A 19,466-nucleotide genomic window follows, 5' to 3' on the forward strand; every position below is an offset into this window, starting at 1 on the left:
CGAGGAACGGACTTCATGAACGACCAGCACGACCACGGAGCGCTCGGCGACGCCGAGTACGCGGAGTTCATGGAGCTCGCCGCGGAGGAAGGCTTCGACCCGGAAGAGGTCGAGGGCGCCATCGAGGAGGCGGGCCACGGCCCGCTGCCCGTCCTCGCCGTCGTCGGCCGGCCCAACGTCGGCAAGTCGACCCTGGTGAACCGCATCATCGGCCGCCGCGAGGCCGTGGTCGAGGACAAGCCGGGCGTCACCCGCGACCGCGTCACCTACGAGGCCGAGTGGGCGGGCCGCCGCTTCAAGGTCGTCGACACCGGCGGCTGGGAGCAGGACGTCCTCGGCATCGACGCCTCGGTCGCCGCGCAGGCCGAGTACGCCATCGAGACCGCCGACGCCGTCGTCTTCGTCGTCGACTCCAAGGTCGGCGCCACCGACAGCGACGAGGCCGTCGTCAAGCTGCTGCGCCGCGCCGGCAAGCCCGTCGTGCTGTGCGCCAACAAGGTCGACGGCCAGAGCGGCGAGGCCGACGCGGCGATGCTGTGGTCCCTCGGCCTGGGCATGCCCTACCCGGTGTCCTCGCTGCACGGCCGCGGCACCGGCGACCTCCTCGACGCCGTCCTGGAGGCGCTGCCGGAGGCCCCGGCGCAGTCCTTCGGCGGCGGGCAGGTCGGCGGGCCGCGCCGCATCGCGCTCATCGGCCGCCCCAACGTCGGCAAGTCCTCCCTGCTGAACAAGGTCGCCCGGGAGGAGCGGGTCGTCGTCAACGAACTGGCCGGCACCACCCGCGACCCGGTCGACGAGCTCATCGAACTCGGCGGAGTCACCTGGAAGTTCGTCGACACCGCCGGCATCCGCAAGCGCGTCCACCTCCAGCAGGGCGCCGACTACTACGCCTCGCTGCGCACGGCCGCCGCCGTCGAGAAGGCGGAGGTCGCGGTCATCCTGATCGACGCGACCGAGAACATCAGCGTCCAGGACCAGCGCATCATCACCATGGCGGTCGACGCGGGCCGCGCCGTCGTCGTCGCCTACAACAAGTGGGACGAGCTCGACGAGGAGCGCCGCTACTACCTCGAGCGCGAGATCGAGACCGAGATGCAGCAGGTCGCCTGGGCGCCCCGGGTCAACGTCTCGGCGAAGACCGGCCGCCACATGGAGAAGCTGGTCCCGGCGATCGAGACCGCGCTGGCCGGCTGGGAGACCCGCGTCCCGACGGGCCGGCTGAACGCCTTCCTCGGCGAGCTCGTCGCCGCGCACCCGCACCCGATCCGCGGAGGCAAGCAGCCCCGCATCCTGTTCGGCACCCAGGCGGGCAGCAAGCCGCCGCGGTTCGTCCTCTTCGCCTCCGGCTTCCTGGAGCACGGCTACCGCCGGTTCATCGAGCGCCGTCTGCGCGAGGAGTTCGGCTTCGAGGGCACCCCGATCCACATCTCGGTGCGGGTGCGGGAGAAGCGCGGCGGCCAGCACAAGAAGAAGTAGCGCCGCCGGGGGTCAGTAGCCCCGGCGCGGGGCGGGCGGCAGGGCCGCCGGGATGTGCTGCATCCCGGGCTGGTGCTGCCGCCCGCCGGCGTATGCGGCGGAGCCGGTGCCCGCGGAGCCGCCTGCGTACGCGTACGAGGGCTGCGGCGCGGCCGGGGCCGGCACGGGCGCGTACGGCGGCTGCCACGGCTCCGGCTGCCATCCGGAGCCGCTCCAGCCGGCCCCGTGGAAACCGGTGCCGGCGGCGTGGGAGCCGCCGTACGAGAACCCCGTGAAGGCGAGGTCCTCCTCGCCGGAGCGGTCGCCGGGCAGCGCCCGGAAGGCCCGCAGGTACTCCGAGCACAGCGTGTCGTAGATGGGGGTGTGCGAGGCGGCCGGAGCGCCGTCCCGGTCCTGTACGGGGCGCATCCGGGAGATGCTGCTGGTAGGGGCAGAGGCGCGGGAGGGGTCGTATGAATGCACGTATCAGCCAACGACCCCGGGGCCCTGCGGATGCGGGCGGAGGGGCAGGAAACGCAGATCGCCGGGGGTGTGCGGGCGGCCCGCACACCCCGGCGACGTGCGCCGTCCCGCCCCCTCGTGAGGGGTGGGACGGTCGCTCCGGGCCCGCTTCCCGTCAGGCGCCCGGGGTGCCCGCCAGCGGCATCGAGGCGGCCACCAGCTTGCCGGCCGCGGCGGCCTTGTCGAGGGCGTCCCGCAGGAGGTCCTCCCGCGGCTGCTGGCCGATGGAGCCGACGGGTGCCGCGTAGACGAGGACGCGCTGGGACTTGTTGACGGCGGCCCGCCACCCCTCGGTGACCGACAGGGCCTGGTGCGCCTGCCACCAGGCGACGGGGCCGGAGCCGTCGGCGCCCGGCTGGAGCACGGCGTGCAGCTGGCCCGCGGCGAGCAGCACCGACCAGCCGGCCAGCGGGGTGGGCAGCTCGGCGGTGTCGGTGACCGGGATGAAGCCCTGCTCGATCAGGAGCGGCAGGAAGTCGTCGCCCGGGCCGGTGGTGCCGGGGCGGGCGATCGGCGCGGTCGGCTCGACCACGAGGGCCGGGTGCAGTTCGCCGCCGATCAGGACGAGGCCGCTGGTGATGCCGAGGACGGCCTGGCCGCCGGGGACGCTCTGCGGGACGGCGCCGCCGGCGGCGGGGGCCTCGGGGGCGGGGCTGTCGCCGGTGATGCTGCGGACGGCGCCCTGGAGCTGCTCCTCGGAGACCGACACGACCTGGGAGGGGATGCAGCCGGCGTGCGCGAAGGCGAGGACGGCGGTCTCGTCGCCGACGAACAGGACAGTGCTCGTGGGGTCGGTCTCGGGGTCCCCGGGGGTGCGGCAGGAGGTGCAGTCGTAGCTGCGCGGTGCGTCGTCGCCGGTGAGCAGCCTCTCGGCTTCTTCGTCACCGATCTCGGCACGTACCTCATCACTGACGTCGAGCATGCGGGGCACGGGGTGGCTCCTCGGGCTAGGCGAGCGGGGGCCGGGCGGTTCCCGGCCTGCCGGGATCAACGGCGGATCGGCGGCCGGGGTCACGCCGTCCGGGGGAACGGAATCGAACCTGGCGGCCAGAGGGGTGAAGGGCCCGACCGGGGCTTCGGTTCGGTGCCAACAGATGCCGTTTCATGTCCAGTTGGTGTCCGGTCATGGCCGTTTCCAGGGAAGGGGGCGCGTCCGCCGACCGAGTGGGGTATCGGACAGGCCGCGTGGCGCGGGAGGCGGGCTCCGACGGGCTGCGTAGCGTGGCCCGGTGCCCGACCCCCGGATCCGGCGGGCCGCCGCAGCGGCGGCCGCAGCCGCCGCCGCGCTGGCTCTCGTCCTCGTACTCCCCCCGGGAGCCGGCGCGGCCCCTCCTCCGCCGGCGCCCGGCCCCGCCGCCGCCGCGCACCCCGGCTCGCCGGGGACCGTCGGCAGCGGGCCGGGGGACTGCGGGCCGGGCGGGGAGTGGCCCTGGGACTGCGTGGCCGACTGCGAGAGCAGCGGGCGGTGGGCGATCGACACGGGCAACGGCTTCTACGGGGGGCTGCAGTTCCGGCAGTCGACGTGGGAGGAGTACGGGGGCCTCGCCCATGCGCCGCGCGCGGACCTGGCGACGCGGGAGCAGCAGATCGCGGTGGCGGAGGAAGTGCTCGCCGAGCAGGGCTGGGAGGCCTGGCCGGTATGCGCGCGGCGGTACGGGCTGGCCGGGCGGATGCACGTGGTGCGAGCCGGGGACACGCTGGCGGGGATCGCCCGCAAGCGGCGTGTCGAGGGCGGCGCACAGGCGCTGTACGAGGCCAACCGGGCAGTGGTCGGGCCGCGTCCGGAGGCGCTCGCCCTCGGCCTCCTGCTGGTCCTCCCGCCGCCGCGTCCGGCGCCGTCGGCGCCTGTGGAACGGCCTCCGTCGGCCGTTCCGGGCGGCCCCGGAACGAGTTCCGAAGCGGCGGACGGGCAGAGTCCGCAGCCGGTGCCGGCCGGGTCCGCGGCAACCGCTCCGGCGGAGAAGGCGTAAGCGAACCGGAACGCCCCGGCGGTGCGCCGCAGGCCGCCGCGCACAATACCGCCGCCGAATTCGCGGACACTCGAACGGAATACGAAAGCGGGCCTCCCGCGGATGCGGCGGCGCGCCGGATAAACAATGGCGGGGGCCGGTTCGGGGCGGTCTTCCTGCGGCGATCGGGGGAAGTCTGACGACCCGTAAAACTGTCGACATTCCGTGACACAAGCGTGACCCGGTACGGACGAACGGCCGGGCGCGGCGCTGACGCCCGGGCTCCGGGAACGGCCGAGGCGGGCCGGATGCGGCTCCGGCCCGCCTCGCTCCCGCGCGGGCTGGGGTGGTGCGTACCGCCCCGCGCGGGCCCTCGTGCCCGGTGGTCCGGGCCGGTTCCGTCAGCTGCCGCCCGCGGCCGGGCGGGCGGCAGCGCGGGCGGCGCCCGCCCGGTCGCCGTGGGCCGGGCGGCGGGAGCCGGCCGGGGCCCCCGGCAGGCGCTCGGGCCGGACCAGGTGCGGCCGGCCGGACAGGTGCGCGGTCGGCCGGGCGAGCGCCGTGTGCCCGGTGGCTGCGGCCGCCGCGGCCGTCTGGGCGGGCACCGGGGCCGGAGTGGCGGCAGCGGCCGGAGCCGGGGCGCCCGCCGGGGCCGGAGGCCGCCACTTGCCCCCGGCGGACAGCAGCGGCACGAGCATCGCGGCGACCGGCGCGGGCAGCGTCCCGGCCTCCACGCGGCGGCGCATCGCCTCGCGCTTGGCGAACACCCAGGCCTCGACGCCGGCGATCAGCGGCTCGAACCAGGGCAGCGCCAGCATGATCAGCAGGCCCGCGGACCAGCCGAGCAGCACGTCGCTGACCCAGTGGGTGCCGAGGTAGACCGTGGTGGCGCCGACGCTCAGCGAGACCACCGCGGAGACGATGGACAGTACGCGCCGGGTGGTCACGGTCGAGGCCAGGTAGGCGAGGATGCCCCACGTCACGACGGCGTTGGCGGTGTGCCCGGAAGGGAATATGTCGCCGCCGGCGAAGAGTTCGGCCGAGCCGATCGTGGTGGCGTAGTGCGGGCCGAGCCGGCCGAGGCCGAGTTTGACGGAGCCCACCGTCACGTTCAGCAGGAGCAGCGCCACGCCGAGGGTGATCAGCGGGCGGAGCGTGTGCTGCCGCCAGGAGCGCCAGCCCAGCCACGCGGCGACCATGACCGCGGTGGGTCCGCGCTGGCCCAGCACGACGAGGTAGTCGAGGAAGGCGTGCAGCTGCGGCCACTGCTCGTAGGGCCGGAAGAACATCACCTGCCAGTCGAGGCGGACGAGCCAGGACGTGGTCAGGACGGCCACCACGATCGCGAGGTAGAACGCGAAGGTCGATCCGAGGAGCACGACGCGATGCCGGCTCATCCGCGGTGTTTGCAGATGAGCCGGCCGCTCGGGTTCCCGGTCCAGTCGGGCGAACACCCGCTCCAGCCGGGTCAGGATTTGGTCGGTACGCACTCAATCGACGTTACCGCGCGCCGCTGTGCAGCCCGGTCGAATCACCGGGTTTGTGATGACCATGTGATGTGGAGTTGGTCTCACGCGGTGCGTAATTCCTGGGATTAAGGCATTAGTTGGCGCATCCGGCTCTTTGGTGCGGCCATTCATTCGCACCGCTTACATGGTCTTTATCTCGGCGGTCCAATTCCTTTCCGCCCGAGGCGTAAGAGCATCCGCCGCCCGCGCCGCTACGGCGGTCCCGAGCCGTTCAGCCAGAACGCCCCGTACGCCGCCGACACCAGCGCCGCCGCCCCCAGCAGCGCCGCCGCCCGCCCCGGCCGCCACCGGGCCAGCGCGAGGGCCGCCGGGAACAGCAGTGGGAACGCCGGCAGCAGCAGCCGCGGCTTCGAGCCGAAGTACCCCGACGCGCCCAGCGCCAGCGCGACCACGATCCCCGTGTAGACGAGCAGCGGGGCGGGCTGCCGCTGCCGTACGCACAGCGCGTACAGCCACAGCACCAGCAGAACGCCCCCGCCCAAAGCCAGCCCCGCCGCGGCCGGACCGGGCCCCTCGGCCAGCATGGCCGCGGCGAACCGGGCGAAGGCCAGCCCCCCGTCGAAGCCGTTGCCCCAGCCCTCCTGCACCCGCAGGTACCCGAGCAGCCCCTCACCGGTGAACGCACCCACCCACAGCACGTACGCCGCCGCCCCCGCCGGAGCCAGGGCCGCCCCCGCCGCGATCCGCCACGACCGCCCGCCGCGCCGCCACGCCAGGGCCGCCGCCACCCACACCGCCGCCACGACGGCGGCGCCGACCGGGCGGGTCAGCCCCGCCCCCGCCGCGAGCAGGCCCGCCGCCGGCCACCACCCGCGCAGGACCGCGTACAGCGCCCATGCCGCCAGCGCCGTGAACAGCGCCTCGCTGTACGCCATCGACTGCACGACGCCCACCGGCAGCGCCGCCCACACCGCGACCGCCCACACCCCGACCCGCCGGGCGTCCGCCTCCGGCCACCGCTCCCGGCACACCGCCCCGGCCACCGCGAAGATCCCCCACGCCGCCGCGAGACCCGCCACCGCCGACACGGCCAGGCCCGCCGAGCCGTACCCCAGCCCCGTCGCCCCCGACACCAGCCGCTCCAGCCACGGAAGCAGCGGGAAGAACGCCAGGTTCGCGTGCACGTCCCCGTTCGGCAGGACCACCTCGTACCCGTAGCCCTCCGCCGCGATGCGGGCGTACCACAGCGAGTCCCACCGCGCCGACAGCAGCGTGTGCGCACTGCTGCCGACGGCGGCGCCCCACCCGTACAGAACGGCCGCACCGAGCAGCCGGACCGCCGCGTAGACCGCCAGGGCAGGCGCGGCCCGGCGCCATCCAAGATCTTCCACAGGCATGATTATCCGCAGGGCCGTGACCGCCGACCGGCGCAGAACCACGGACCGTCACGACGCGTGTACGCCGGGGAAGGGCAGCCGCCGGAAGGGGGTGGGGTGAGTGGCGCACGCCACAGGGAGGCCGCCGCCGCGATGAGAGCTTGACCACGTGTGGCATGGGCGAACTCGCGTACGCTGACCCTTCACTCGCACGTCGCCGCCGGACCCGCAGGGCGCCGCACCGCACACCGCCGCCGCGGCCCGCCGAGAACACCGGTCCACCGGGTGCGAGCGATTCATCTGGGAGGTACATGCATGTCGGGGACCAACGCGGCCGGCCGCAGGATCGCCGACACCGACAGAGGACCCCTCCGCAACCGGCTCCGGGCCGCCTCCGGCGGAACGAACCGGTGGCTCGTCCTCGCGGTCCTCTGCGTCAGCCTGGTCCTCGTCGCGCTCGACGCGACGATCCTGCACGTCGCCGTCCCCGCCGTGACCGAGGACCTGCGCCCCGGCCCCATCGAGCTGCTGTGGATCGTCGACGCCTACCCGCTCGTCTGCGCCGCCCTGCTGATCCTCTTCGGCACCCTCGGCGACCGGATCGGCCGCCGCCGGATACTCCTGCTCGGCTACGGCCTGTTCGGCGCCGCCTCGGCCGTCGCCGCCTTCGCCGACCACGCCCAGGTCCTGATCGCCGCCCGCGCCCTCCTCGGCATAGGCGGCGCCATGATCATGCCGGCGACGCTGTCGATCCTGCGCCAGGTCTTCCCCGACCGCCGCGAGCGCGCCCTCGCCATCGGGATCTGGACCGCCGTCGCCGCCATCGGCGCGGCCGGCGGCCCCGTCCTCGGCGGCTTCCTCATCGAGCACTTCTGGTGGGGCTCGGTCTTCCTCATCAACATCCCGCTGATGGCCCTGATCCTGCCGCTCGGACGGTGGCTGCTCCCCGAGTCGAAGGGCGCCGCCGACGGGCCGTGGGACGTGCTCGGCGCGCTCATGGCCGCGGGCGGCGTCCTCGGCGTCGTCCTCGGCGTCAAGCGGCTCGGAGCCGAGCGCCGGCTCCTCGACGCCGAATGCCTCGTACCGCTCCTCCTCGGCATCCTCCTGCTCGTCCTCTTCACCCGCCGCCAGAGGCGCCTCGCACACCCGCTGATCGACATGCGGATGTTCGCCCGCGCCGCCTTCTCCACCTCCGTCGGGTGCATCGTCCTCGCCATGCTCGCCCTGGTCGGACTGGAACTGCTCGCCGTCCAGTACCTCCAGCTCGTCCTGGGGCTCAGCCCGCTCGAAACCGGGCTCCGGCTGCTCCCGCTGACCTTCGCGGCGATGGCCGCGGGCGCCACCGGCTCCTACACCCTGGCCCGGATCGGCCCCCGCACGATGGTCTCGCTCGGCTTCCTGCTGACGGCCTTCGCCGTGCTGCTGCTGACCCTCATGGGCCAGCACGACCGGCCCGTGCTCCTCACCGCCGGCTTCGTGCTGCTCGGCTTCGGGCTCCAGACGACGCTGTTCGCCGCGTACGAGTCGATGCTGAGCGAGGCGCCCGCCGAGACCGCGGGCGGGGCGGCCTCCATAGGCGAGACCTCCTACCAGTTCGGCGCGGGCATGGGCATCGCCCTCCTCGGCAGCGTGATGAACGCGGCGTACGCGCCGGGGCTGCTCGACGTGCCCGGGGTGCCGCCGCAGGAGGCGCGGGGCGCCGCCAACTCGCTGGGGGAGGCCTACCAGATCGCGGGGGACCTCGGCGGGGCCGCGGGCGAGGCGCTGTACGCGGCCGCCCGGCACTCGTTCGTCCACGGGCTGCACATCACGCTCGTCGTCAGCGCCGGCCTGCTGCTCGCCGGGGCGCTGATGGCGCTGAAGCTGCCGCGCGCCATGGACTGCGCCGGAGGGGACGAGACCGACACCGCGGGTGCCGCCGCCCCCGTGCCGCTGCCGGCCCAGGCGGGCCCGGTGGGCGCGGCCGGCGCAGCAGGCACGGCAGGCACGGCAGACGCCGAGGACCGCCCCACGGCCAAGGCCGTCTGACCACCCGGCGCCGTCCGACCCGGCAGGCGGGGGGTGGACCGGCGCCCGCCGCGGCGACAAACTAGCACCGCTAGGTTCACCCCCAGGTCCGCCGGGAGGCCCCGTGTCCTTCGTCCCCACCGATCCGCTCGGCCTCGACGAGCTCCTCAGCCCCGAGGACGCCGCCGTCCGCGACACGGTCCGCGCATGGGCCGCCGACCGGGTCCTGCCGTACGTCGCCGACTGGTACGAGCGCGGCGAACTCCCCGGCATCCGGGAGCTCGCCCGCGAGCTCGGCGCGCTCGGCGCCCTCGGCATGTCCCTGGAGGGGTACGGCTGCGCGGGCGCGACCGCCGTGCAGTACGGGCTCGCCTGCCTCGAACTGGAGGCGGCCGACTCCGGGATCCGCTCCCTGGTCTCCGTCCAGGGCTCCCTTGCCATGTACGCGATCCACCGCTACGGCTCCGAGGAGCAGAAGCAGCGCTGGCTCCCCGGCATGGCGGCGGGCGAGCTGATCGGCTGCTTCGGCCTGACCGAGCCCGACGTCGGCTCCGACCCGGCGGCCATGCGCACCCACGCCAAGCGGGACGGCACGGACTGGATCCTGAACGGCCGCAAGATGTGGATCACCAACGGCTCGGTGTCCTCGGTCGCGGTGGTCTGGGCGCAGACGGACGAGGGGATCCGCGGCTTCGCGGTGCCCACCGACTCCGCGGGCTTCTCCGCCCCCGAGATCAAGCACAAGTGGTCGCTGCGCGCCTCGGTCACGAGCGAACTGGTCATGGACGACGTCCGGCTGCCGGCCGATGCGGTGCTGCCGGGGGTCGCGGGCCTGAAGGGGCCGCTGAGCTGCCTCAGCCACGCGCGGTACGGGATCGTCTGGGGCTCGATGGGTGCGGCGCGCGCCAGTTTCGAGGCGGCGCTGGACTACGCGAGGACGCGCGAGCAGTTCGGCCGGCCCATCGGCGGGTTCCAGCTCACCCAGGCGAAGCTGGCGGACATGGCGCTGGAGCTCCACAAGGGCATCCTGCTCGCCCACCACCTGGGCCGGCGGATGGACGCGGGCACCCTGCGGCCGGAGCAGGTCAGTTTCGGCAAGCTCAACAACGTCCGCGAGGCGATCGAGATCTGCCGCACCGCGCGCACGGTCCTCGGCGCGAACGGGATCTCCCTGGAGTACCCCGTCATGCGGCACGCCACCAACCTGGAGTCGGTGCTCACCTACGAGGGCACCGTCGAGATGCACCAGCTGGTGCTGGGCAAGGCGCTCACCGGTCTCGACGCCTTCCGGTGAGGCCCGGCCTCAGCTCTGGTTGAAGAAGTCGCGGGAGCGGCCGCCCGGCTCGCCGCTGACGATCTGCGTGTCGGCCGGGGTCAGCAGGAAGACCCTGGTCGCCACCCGCTCGATGGAGCCGCGCAGTCCGAAGGTGAGGCCGGCGGCGAAGTCGACGACGCGCTTGGCGTCGGCGGGGTCCATCAGCGACAGGTTGACGATGACGGGCACGCCCTCGCGGAACAGCTCGCCGATGGCGCGGGCGTCGCGGAAGCCGTCCGGCGTGACGGTGGCGATGCGGCGGCCGCGCTCGACGGCGGACTCGGAGGCGACCCGGACCCGCGGGTCGGTGGCCCACTGGTCGCCGGGGCCGGCGACGGAACCGTGCCCGGCCTCCGCGTAGTCGTCGTCGTAGTAACGCTCGTCGTCACTGTCCTCCACGAGACCCAGCCAGGCGCTCGCCTTGCGTACCGAACCCATGGACGCCTCCTTTCACCGCGGTCAGTCTGTCCTTTTCTCCGCAACCCCTATGGTCCTCCATGATGCTGACAACGCGCCAAGCGGATGGCCGCCGCGAAGTTGTTTCGTGACGGTACTGGTGCAGAACATCCGTTGCACTGTCGAGGATCCTGGGCGGCGCCACTGCTGACCGAGTGAAAATACGACCGGTGCGGCCGCGCGGGTGGTCGGCGGGGGCGTACGGGTGACTGATCTGGCTGGATACGATGCCCATCTTTCCGCGGATGACACTCGGGGGGCCCGTATTGTTCGGCATCGTCAGACCTTGTGCGCACCGCCTCGGGGAGCGGTTCAAGGCGGAGTGGACAGCCCACCTGTGCGGGCTCTGCCTGGCGCTCAGGGGTGACCACGGGCAGTTCGCCCGTATCGTGACCAATTACGACGGGCTTCTCATATCGGTTCTGACGGAGGCTCAGTCGGGCCCCGTCGCCGGCGCCCGGCGCACCGCGGGTCCGTGCCCGCTGCGCGGGATGCGGACGGCTGCCGTGGCCGACGGCGAGGGCGCGCGGCTCGCCGCGGCCGTCTCGCTCGTGCTCGCCTCGGCGAAGGTGCGGGACCACGTCGCGGACGGCGACGGGCTGTTGGCCCGCGCGCCGATGGCCGCGGCCGCCCGCCGGGTGGCCCGGCGCTGGGACCGGGCGGGCGCCCGCACCGGAGCCTCGCTGGGCTTCGACACCGCCGTCCTCGTCGACGCCGTGGACCGGCAGACCGGCATCGAGACCCTGGCCGGTCCGGGCACGCCGGTGCTGGCGGTGACCGAGCCGACGGAGACGGCGACGGCCGCGGCGTTCGCGCATACCGCACGGCTGGCCGGGCGGCCCGGCAACGCCGCCCCGCTCGCCGAGGCCGGCCGGTACTTCGGCCGGCTTGCGCACCTGCTGGACGCGGTCGAGGACCAGGCCGAGGACGCCGTGAACGGCGCCTGGAACCCGCTGACGGCGACCGGGACCCCGCTCGCCGAGGTGCGCCGGCTGTGCGACGACGCCCTGCACGGCATCCGGCTCGCGCTGGACGAGGTGGAGTTCGCGGACGCCGGGCTGGCCCACCGGCTGCTGGTGCACGAGCTGCGGAGCTCCGTGGACCGCGCCTTCGGCACCTCCTCCTGCGGGCACACGGCCGTGAACTCCGCCGGCCGGGGCGGCGGCTTCGGCGCGCCGCCGCCGCAGGGCTTCGGGCCGGGCCAGGGGAACCCGTACGGCGGCGGGCCGCAGGGCGGCGGGCCGTACGGCGGGGGGCCCGGGATGCCGCCGGGACCCGGCGGCGGGCAGCCGCCGCAGAAGCCGCGGCGCGGGCTGCTCGCCGGCTGCGCGGTCGCCACATGGATGTTCTGCACCTGCCAGCTGTGCTGTACCGAGCACGAGGGCCCCTGGTCCCGCAAGAAGCGGGACCCCTGGTGCGACAGCTGTGATTGCTGTGACTGCTGCAACTGCGACTGCGGGTGCAGCTGATACTGAGCAGCCGTCAAGAGGCCGCAGGCCCGGACGGCGTACTGCCGGGTTGCTGTCCGGGCCGGGCGTGGAAGGGTTGGCGACACCAGCGATCACGCACCCGACCCCGAGGCGGACTGCCGTACATGACGCGAACCCCCACCGGCGCCCGCCCGGTACCCCCGCCTACCCGCCGGCTGTCCCGGCGGGTCGAATTCCGGCCGTTCCGCGGTCCGGGGGCGGCCGCTGCGCCGAGGGGGGCCGCGACCGGACGCCGCTGCCGCTTCCCGGCTCCGCCGACCACGTCTTCCGCCCGCTCCCACCGCCGGGCGGCCCCCCGCCGACCGGGGCGGCCGCGGGCGGGCGGAGGCCGAAACACGCCCTTGTCCCCGCTTTCCGGCGCCGAGACACTCGCGTCAGCGCCACTCGGGGATTTGTCAGGGGCACGACGAAAACTGTGCGCCCGCCGTACCCCCGGCTGCGCCTCACGGGCTCCGGCTCCCCCACACCGCCGGGCCCCCGATCCCTCCCGGGAGGACGAGAAGTGAGGATCAAGAGCATCACCCGTACCCGGCTGCTCGCGGTGGCCGCAGGCCTGGCTGCCGTCGCCGGGCTCGCCGCGCCCACCGCCGCCAGCGCGGACAGCGGCTTCAGCGCCGCGCGGCTCGCGGCGGCAGGCGCCTCCGTCCAGCGGGCCGACGTCGCCGGCACTGCCTGGTACACCAACCCCGCCAACGGCACCCTGGTGGTCGCCGCCGACTCCACGGTCACCGAGGCGGACCTCGCCAGGATCCGCAAGGAGGCCGGAGCCGACGCGGCCGCCCTGCGCGTCGAGCGCATCCCCGGCCAGCTGCGCAAGCTGGTCTCCGGCGGCGACGCGATCTACGCGTCGAGCTGGCGCTGCTCGGCCGGCTTCAACGTCCGCCGCGGCAGCACCTACTACATCCTGACCGCCGGCCACTGCACCGACGGCGCGGGCACCTGGTACACGAACTCGGCGCGCACCACGGCGATCGGCCCGACCGTGGGATCGAGCTTCCCCACCAATGACTACGGCCTCGTCCGCTACGACAACACCTCGCTGTCCCGCCCCGGGACCGTCGGCAGCCAGGACATCACCAGCGCCGTCAACGCCACCGTCGGGATGTCGGTGACCCGCCGCGGCTCCACCACCGGCACCCACAGCGGCACCGTGACCGGCCTGAACGCCACCGTGAACTACGGCAACGGCGACATCGTCTACGGCATGATCCGCACCAACGTGTGCGCCGAGCCCGGCGACAGCGGCGGCCCCCTGTACTCCGGCACCCGTGCGGTCGGCCTCACCTCCGGCGGCAGCGGCAACTGCTCCTCGGGCGGGACGACCTTCTTCCAGCCGGTCGTCGAGGCCCTGAACGCCTACGGGGTCAGCGTCTACTGACCCGGCAGGAGCGCAGCGGCCCGCCCGGGCCCCGGACCCCGGGCGGGCCGCTGCGTGCGCCGCTCAGGCGGCGACCCGCTCCTCGGGGAGGCCGCTGCCGACGGGGGCTCCGGGGCGGCCCCTGCGGAAGGCGGCGCAGGCCAGGGTGACGGCCGCGCCGCCCACCGCCCAGGCGGCCAGCACCAGCAGCGGCCCGGCCGTGCCGTGGCCGTCGAAGTACGCGAGCGAGCGCGCCGCGTACGTCCCCGCGCCCGGCGGCAGGGCCGGGCCGACGGCCTGCCAGAACGGCGGCAGCAGCGCGTACGCGTAGGCGCCGCCCGCGCTCGGGTTGCCGACGACCACCACCAGCAGGATCGCCAGGCCGATGCCGACCACCCCGGCCAGCCCCTGCAGGGCCAGGGTGATCGCGCCGACCGCGAAGACGACCATCGTGCCCAGCCCCCACAGGGCGGCCGTCCCGCCGGGCAGCGCCCCCAGCACCGGGCCCGCGACCACCGCGCCGAGCAGCCCGGCGACGGCCGCGTACACGAGCAGCGCGCCGAGCCGGACCGCGGCGCGGGCGGTGTTCGCGGGGCGGGCGCCGGCGCTGACCGCGAGGGCCGCCGCGCACAGGTAGCCGCCCACGCACCAGCCGACGACGAGGTAGAAGGAGCTCAGGCCCCGGGCGTCGCCCGCGTCGGCGGGGACGGCGTCGACGACCTGGAGGGTGCGGCCCCGGGACTCCTCGGCGAGGCCGACGACCTGCTCCAGGGCCTGGGAGAGGGAGGCGCCGGCGCCGCTCGCGACCAGCAGCCGGTCGGGCCCGCCGCCCGGCCGGACGATCAGCGCGCCGTCGGCCTCGCGGGTGCGGACCTCGCGGAGCGCGGCCGCCTCGCCGGACACCGCGTGCGCGTCGAGCGGGTCGCCCTCCAGGCCGTCGAGCTGCCGCGCGGTCTCCTCGGCGGCCGGCGCGGAGGGGGCGGCGACGGCGAGGCGGATCCCGCTGGGCCGGGGGTCGTGGAAGGCCCCGAGGTACGAGACGGCGAAGGCGAGCTGGAGCGCCAGCACACCCAGCACCAGCAGGGCGGCCCGGGCGGTCACCGCGTCCTTGATCTCGGCGGCGAACCCGCCGGGCGCGGGGGCGCCACGGCTCTCTTCGGTGCTCTGGGTCATGTCTCACACGCTCGGCGGGCAGGAGGGGGAGCGCAGCAGGGGAGCGCTGAACGGGTGACGGCGGAAACGGAAGGGCGAGGGGGCGGACCGCCGGATGATCGAACAACTGTTTCGCACGGGTATTCGAATTGCCTTATGGTGGAGAGCGGGGGAGGTGACACCGAGGAGAGCAGGAGGCGCGGGTGCCAGGGTTCACGCATCTGCACACCGTTTCGGGGTTCTCCATGCGCTACGGAGGCTCCCATCCGGAACGGCTCGCGGAGCGTGCCGCGGAGCGGGGCATGGACGCCCTCGCCCTGACCGACCGCGACACCCTCGCGGGCGCGGTGCGGTTCGCGAAGGCCTGCGCCAGGGCCGGGGTCCGGCCGCTGTTCGGGGTGGACCTCGCCGTGGCCGCCGCCCCTGCCCCGGGTACCGCTTCCGCCTCTGCTTCCGCCGGGCGGGCCGCGGAGGCGTCCCACCGTCGGCGGACCCCCGCCAAGGGCGGGGCCTTCGTCGACGAGTCCGCCCCCCGGGCCGTCTTCCTCGCCCGCGACGGCGCCGCCGGCTGGGCGGAGCTGTGCCGGATGGTCACCGCCGCCCACGCGGGCGCCCCCGGAGCCGCCGCCCCGTCCGGCCCGCCCGTACTGCCCTGGGAGGAGCTGCCCGGCACCGGCGTGTTCGCCCTGCTCGGACCCGGCTCCGAGGTCGGCCGAGCCCTGGCCGCCGGCCGGCCCGACCGGGCCGCGCGGCTGCTCGCGCCCTGGCGGGAGGCGTACGGGGACGCCCTGCGCCTGGAGGCCGTGCACCACGGCCGCACCGGCACCGGGCCCGGCTCGCTGCGGCTGGCCGCCCGTACCGTCGGCTTCGCCGCCGAACAGGGCGTGCGCGCCGTCCTCACCAACGCCGTCCGCTACGCCGACCCGGGGCAGGGGCCGGTCGCCGACATCCTCGACGCGGCCCGCCGCCTGGTACCGGTCGACCCGCGGGGCCCCCTCGACGGCGGCGAGCGCTGGCTGAAGGACCCGGCCGCCATGGCCGACGCCGCCGAGCGGATCACCCGGGCCGCCGGCCTCGGGCCGGGCGACGCCCGCCGGCTCCTCGCGGAGACCCGGCACACCGCCGAGGCGTGCGCGGTGGACCCCGAGGACGACCTCGGCATCGGCTCCGTGCACTTCCCCGAGGCCCGCCTCGTCGGCGCCGGCGACCGCACCGCCCAGCGGGTCCTCGCCTCGCGGGCCGCCGCCGGCATGGTGCTGCGCGGCTACGCCGGCAAGCCCGCGTACTGGGAGCGGATGCACCACGAACTCGACATCATCGCCTACCACGGCTTCGCCCCGTACTTCCTGACGGTGGCCCAGGTCGTCGACGACGTACGCGGGATGGGCATCCGCACCGCCGCCCGCGGATCCGGCGCCGGCTCCCTCGTCAACCACCTCCTCGGGATCGCCCACGCCGACCCCGTCGAGCAGAACCTGCTGATGGAGCGGTTCCTCTCCCGGCGCCGCCGCGTCCTGCCCGACATCGACATCGACGTGGAGTCCGCCCGCCGCCTGGAGGTCTACCGGCGCATCATCGACCGGTTCGGCGCCGAGCGCGTCGCGACCGTCGCCATGCCCGAGACCTACCGCGTCCGGCACGCCATCCGCGACGTGGGCGCCGCCCTGTCCATGGACCCGGCCGAGGTCGACCGCCTCGCCAAGGCCTTCCCGCACATCCGCGCCCGCGACGCCCGCGCGGCCCTGGCCGAACTCCCCGAACTGCGCGCCGTCCGCGAGGAGCGGCACGGACGGCTGTGGGAGCTCGTCGAGGCGCTGGACGCACTGCCCCGCGGGATCGCCATGCACCCGTGCGGGGTGCTGCTCTCCGACGCCTCCCTGCTCGCCCGCACCCCCGTGGTGCCCACCAGCGGCGAGGGCTTCCCCATGTCCCAGTTCGACAAGGACGACGTGGAGGAGCTCGGCCTGCTCAAGCTCGACGTGCTCGGCGTGCGGATGCAGTCCGCGATGGCGCACGCCGTGGCCGAGATCCGGCGGGCCACGGGGAAGGAGCTCGACCTGGACGACCCGGCGCAGGTCCCGCCGGGCGACCCGGCGACGTACGAGCTCATCCGCTCCGCCGAGACCCTGGGCTGCTTCCAGATCGAATCCCCGGGCCAGCGCGACCTGGTGGGCCGGCTCCAGCCGTCGACCTTCCACGACCTCGTCGTGGACATCTCCCTCTTCCGGCCCGGCCCGGTCGCCGCCGACATGGTCCGGCCGTTCATCGAGGCCCGGCACGGGCGGGCCCCGGTCCGCTTCCCGCACCCGCACCTGGAGCCCGCGCTGGCGGAGACGTACGGGGTGGTGGTCTTCCACGAGCAGGTCATCGAGATCGTGCACGTCATGACCGGCTGCGGGCGGGACGAGGCGGACCGCGTGCGGCGCGGGCTCTCCGATACGGAGTCCCAGCCGCGGATCAAGGCGTGGTTCGCGGCGAAGGCCGCCGAGCGGGGCTACCCGCCCGAGGTGATCGCCCGCACCTGGGAGATCGTCGAGGCGTTCGGCAGCTACGGCTTCTGCAAGGCGCACGCCGTGGCCTTCGCGGTGCCGACGTACCAGTCGGCGTGGCTCAAGGCCCATCACCCGGCCGCCTTCTACGCCGGGCTGCTCACCCACGACCCGGGCATGTACCCCAAGCGGCTGCTCCTCGCCGACGCCCGGCGGCGGGGCGTGCCGGTGCTGCCCCTGGACGTGAACCGCTCGGCGGCCGCCCACCGCATCGAACTGGTGTCCGATCAGGGGGGCGGCCCGCCGGTGTGGGGGCTCCGGCTCGCCCTCGGCGACGTCCACGGCATCAGCGGAGCGGAGGCGGCCCGGATCGAGGCGGGGCAGCCGTACGGGTCGCTGCGCGACTTCTGGGAGCGGGCGCACCCCGGCCACCCCGTCGCCCAGCGCCTGGCCCAGGTCGGCGCCCTGGACTCCTTCGGCGCCAACCGGCGCGACCTCCTGCTGCACCTGTCCGAACTGCACGGCGCGCAGCGGGCCGCCGGAGCCCGCGGCGGCGGCCCCCGCAGCGCCCAGCTCCCACTGGACGGCGGCCGGTCCACGGCCGCGGTCGGCCTGCCCGACCTGACCGACGCGGAGCGGCTCAGCGCCGAACTGGGCGTCCTCGGCATGGACGCCTCCCGCCACCTGATGGGGGACCACCGCGCCTTCCTGGCGGAGCTGGGCGTCGTCCCCGCCGACCGGCTGCGCGAGGTCGGGCACGGCCGGACGGTCCTGGTCGCGGGCGCCAAGGCGGCCACCCAGACCCCGCCGATCCGGTCCGGCCGGCGGGTCATCTTCAGCACCCTCGACGACGGGACCGGCCTGGTCGACCTGGCCTTCTTCGACGACAGCCACGAGGCGTGCGCGCACACCGTCTTCCACTCGTTCCTGCTGCTGGTCAGAGGCGTCGTGCAGCGCCGCGGCCCGCAGAGCCTGAGCGTGGTCGCCTCGGCCGCCTGGAACCTGGCCGAACTGGTCGAACTGCGCGAGGCCGGCGGGCTGGACGCCGTCGCGCAGCGGCTCGCCGAGCCCGCCGGCCCGCCCGCCGGCGGGGAGGCCGGCGCCGACCCCTCCGGCGGCCGCCGGGTCCACCTGCCCACGGGCTACGAGATGAACCCGTGGGCGGACCTCCGGCCGGCCGGGGAGGGCGCGGCGACGGGGCGCCGGCTGTGGCACGCGAGCCCGGGGAGCGCGGGATGACCGGGCAGCGCGGGGCGGCCGGGCAGCGCGGGGTGGCCGGGCAGCCGGCCGCCGGGCCCGCGCCCGCAGCCGGCCCGGAGCCCGCCGCCGGCGCCACCGTGCTGTGCGTCCGCATGCGCCGGCTGGACGGGGAGCCGCTCGGCGCCCCGCTCTACACCGGCCTGCTCGAACTGCTCGGCGAGCTCACCCCCCTCGTGCAGCCGGCCCCGCCCGACACCGCGCTCCTCGACGTCCGCGGGGCCCTGCGCTACTTCGGCCGCAGCGCCCCCGAACTGGCCGCCCTGATACGGGTCCGCGCCCTCGCCCGGTACGGCGTCGACTGCGCGATCGGCATCGCAGGCAACCCGATGCTGGCCCGGATGGCCGCCGCCGGGGCCCCCTGCGGGGGGACCGTCCGCGTCGGCCCGGACCCGGGCGCGGTACGGGAGTTCCTGGACCGCAGGCCCGTCGCCGCCCTCCACGGCGTCGGCCCCAAGGCGGCCCGCACCCTGTGCGCGTACGGCCTCGACTCGGTCGGCCGCGTCGCCGCCGCGCCGCCCGCCCTCCTGCGCCGCCTCCTCGGCGCCCGGGCCGGCCGCGAGGTGCACGAACGCGCCCTCGGCATCGACCGCACCCCGGTCCTGCCCGGCGCCGCGGCCCGCTCCCTGGCCGCCGAGCGGCCCTTCGCCCGCGACGAGCTGGACCCCGTACGGCACCGCCGCGCGCTGCTCTCGCTGACCGAGGAGCTCGGCGCGCTCCTCCGCGCCCGCGGACAGGTCTGCCGGGCCGTCTCCCTCACCGTGCGCTGCGCCGACCGCACCGGCCTCACCCGTACGAGGACCCTGGCCGAACCCACCGCGCACTCCGCCGACTTGACCGCCGCGGCCTACGCCCTGTACGCGGCGCTCGGCCTCCAGCGGGCCCGCGTACGGGCGCTGTCGCTGCGGGTCGAGGAGCTCGCCCCGGCCGACCGGGCGGCCCACCAGCTGAGCTTCGACCCCGAGGACGAGAAGGCGCGGCGTCTGGAGGCGGTCGCCGACCGGGTGCGGGCGCGCTTCGGTCCGCACGCCATTGCTCGCGGCACGCTCGCGGCCTAGCGGGGGAGCGGTCGGGGCGCAGTCGACACCTGATTTTTTTACCGACGCGTAACTTCCCTGTATTGCTACCCGCCCGTAATTTGGCGTGAGCAGCACCCCTTGTGATCCGGATCACGG

At 75.3% G+C, this 19,466-nt stretch carries 14 protein-coding genes; 8 read left to right on the top strand and 6 right to left on the bottom strand.

What is annotated here, in order from left to right:
* The first annotated feature begins 15 nt into the window (after window positions 1-15).
* Window positions 16-1,476, top strand: coding sequence for a ribosome biogenesis GTPase Der (gene der / locus MUK52_RS24595; RefSeq protein WP_114056957.1), 1,461 nt, complete (start codon window positions 16-18; stop codon window positions 1,474-1,476).
* Window positions 1,477-1,488: 12 nt separating this feature from the next.
* Here der and MUK52_RS24600 read toward each other — a convergent pair whose 3' ends face one another.
* Window positions 1,489-1,884, bottom strand: a complete 396-nt coding sequence (locus MUK52_RS24600; protein ID WP_284580074.1) for a hypothetical protein — start codon at window positions 1,882-1,884, stop codon at window positions 1,489-1,491.
* A gap of 208 nt (window positions 1,885-2,092) precedes the next feature.
* A complete protein-coding gene (locus MUK52_RS24605; protein ID WP_114056955.1) occupies window positions 2,093-2,908 on the bottom strand; it encodes a DUF8842 C-terminal domain-containing protein in 816 nt (271 codons plus the stop codon).
* A gap of 298 nt (window positions 2,909-3,206) precedes the next feature.
* Here MUK52_RS24605 and MUK52_RS24610 point away from each other — a divergent pair, with 298 nt between their 5' ends.
* Window positions 3,207-3,947 (top strand): LysM peptidoglycan-binding domain-containing protein, encoded by a 741-nt coding sequence (locus MUK52_RS24610; protein ID WP_350205962.1) that lies wholly within the window; start codon window positions 3,207-3,209, stop codon window positions 3,945-3,947.
* A 380-nt stretch (window positions 3,948-4,327) separates the two neighbouring features.
* Here the strand turns inward: MUK52_RS24610 and MUK52_RS24615 are convergent, their stop codons facing one another.
* Window positions 4,328-5,413 (bottom strand): phosphatase PAP2 family protein, encoded by a 1,086-nt coding sequence (locus tag MUK52_RS24615; protein ID WP_114056954.1) that lies wholly within the window; start codon window positions 5,411-5,413, stop codon window positions 4,328-4,330.
* A 230-nt stretch (window positions 5,414-5,643) separates the two neighbouring features.
* Window positions 5,644-6,789 carry a putative hexosyltransferase gene (locus MUK52_RS24620; protein ID WP_502963591.1) on the bottom strand — a complete coding sequence of 382 codons (1,146 nt, stop codon included), beginning with the start codon at window positions 6,787-6,789 and terminating at the stop codon, window positions 5,644-5,646.
* Window positions 6,790-7,083: 294 nt separating this feature from the next.
* On the opposite strand from MUK52_RS24620, the gene MUK52_RS24625 reads away from it, so the two are divergent.
* Window positions 7,084-8,796: an MFS transporter gene (locus tag MUK52_RS24625; protein ID WP_284580080.1), complete on the top strand. Its 1,713-nt coding sequence runs from the start codon at window positions 7,084-7,086 to the stop codon at window positions 8,794-8,796.
* Window positions 8,797-8,899: 103 nt separating this feature from the next.
* Window positions 8,900-10,069, top strand: coding sequence for an acyl-CoA dehydrogenase family protein (locus MUK52_RS24630; protein WP_114056951.1), 1,170 nt, complete (start codon window positions 8,900-8,902; stop codon window positions 10,067-10,069).
* A gap of 9 nt (window positions 10,070-10,078) precedes the next feature.
* On the opposite strand, the gene MUK52_RS24635 is transcribed toward MUK52_RS24630, so the two are convergent.
* Complete coding sequence (locus MUK52_RS24635; protein ID WP_114056950.1) at window positions 10,079-10,528, bottom strand: cell division protein SepF; 450 nt, start codon at window positions 10,526-10,528, stop codon at window positions 10,079-10,081.
* Between the two features lie 284 nt (window positions 10,529-10,812).
* Here MUK52_RS24635 and MUK52_RS24640 point away from each other — a divergent pair, with 284 nt between their 5' ends.
* Both MUK52_RS24640 and MUK52_RS24645 read left to right on the top strand, forming a co-directional pair.
* Window positions 10,813-12,015 (top strand): DUF5685 family protein, encoded by a 1,203-nt coding sequence (locus tag MUK52_RS24640; protein WP_284580086.1) that lies wholly within the window; start codon window positions 10,813-10,815, stop codon window positions 12,013-12,015.
* Between the two features lie 523 nt (window positions 12,016-12,538).
* Window positions 12,539-13,414, top strand: a complete 876-nt coding sequence (locus MUK52_RS24645) for a S1 family peptidase (RefSeq protein WP_114056948.1) — start codon at window positions 12,539-12,541, stop codon at window positions 13,412-13,414.
* Between the two features lie 63 nt (window positions 13,415-13,477).
* Here MUK52_RS24645 and MUK52_RS24650 read toward each other — a convergent pair whose 3' ends face one another.
* A complete protein-coding gene (locus MUK52_RS24650; RefSeq protein WP_114056947.1) occupies window positions 13,478-14,566 on the bottom strand; it encodes a YhgE/Pip domain-containing protein in 1,089 nt (362 codons plus the stop codon).
* A gap of 182 nt (window positions 14,567-14,748) precedes the next feature.
* On the opposite strand from MUK52_RS24650, the gene MUK52_RS24655 reads away from it, so the two are divergent.
* Window positions 14,749-18,273: a DNA polymerase III subunit alpha gene (locus tag MUK52_RS24655; protein ID WP_502963592.1), complete on the top strand. Its 3,525-nt coding sequence runs from the start codon at window positions 14,749-14,751 to the stop codon at window positions 18,271-18,273.
* Entirely contained in the window at window positions 18,270-19,349 is a 1,080-nt protein-coding gene (locus tag MUK52_RS24660) for a DNA polymerase Y family protein (RefSeq protein WP_502963593.1), read from the top strand. Before MUK52_RS24655 ends, MUK52_RS24660 begins: the two co-directional genes overlap by 4 nt.
* The last annotated feature ends 117 nt before the right edge of the window (window positions 19,350-19,466 follow it).

The organism is Streptomyces sp. 2P-4 (assembly GCF_030167965.1).
Taxonomy (GTDB): Bacteria; Actinomycetota; Actinomycetes; order Streptomycetales; family Streptomycetaceae; genus Streptomyces; species Streptomyces globosus_A.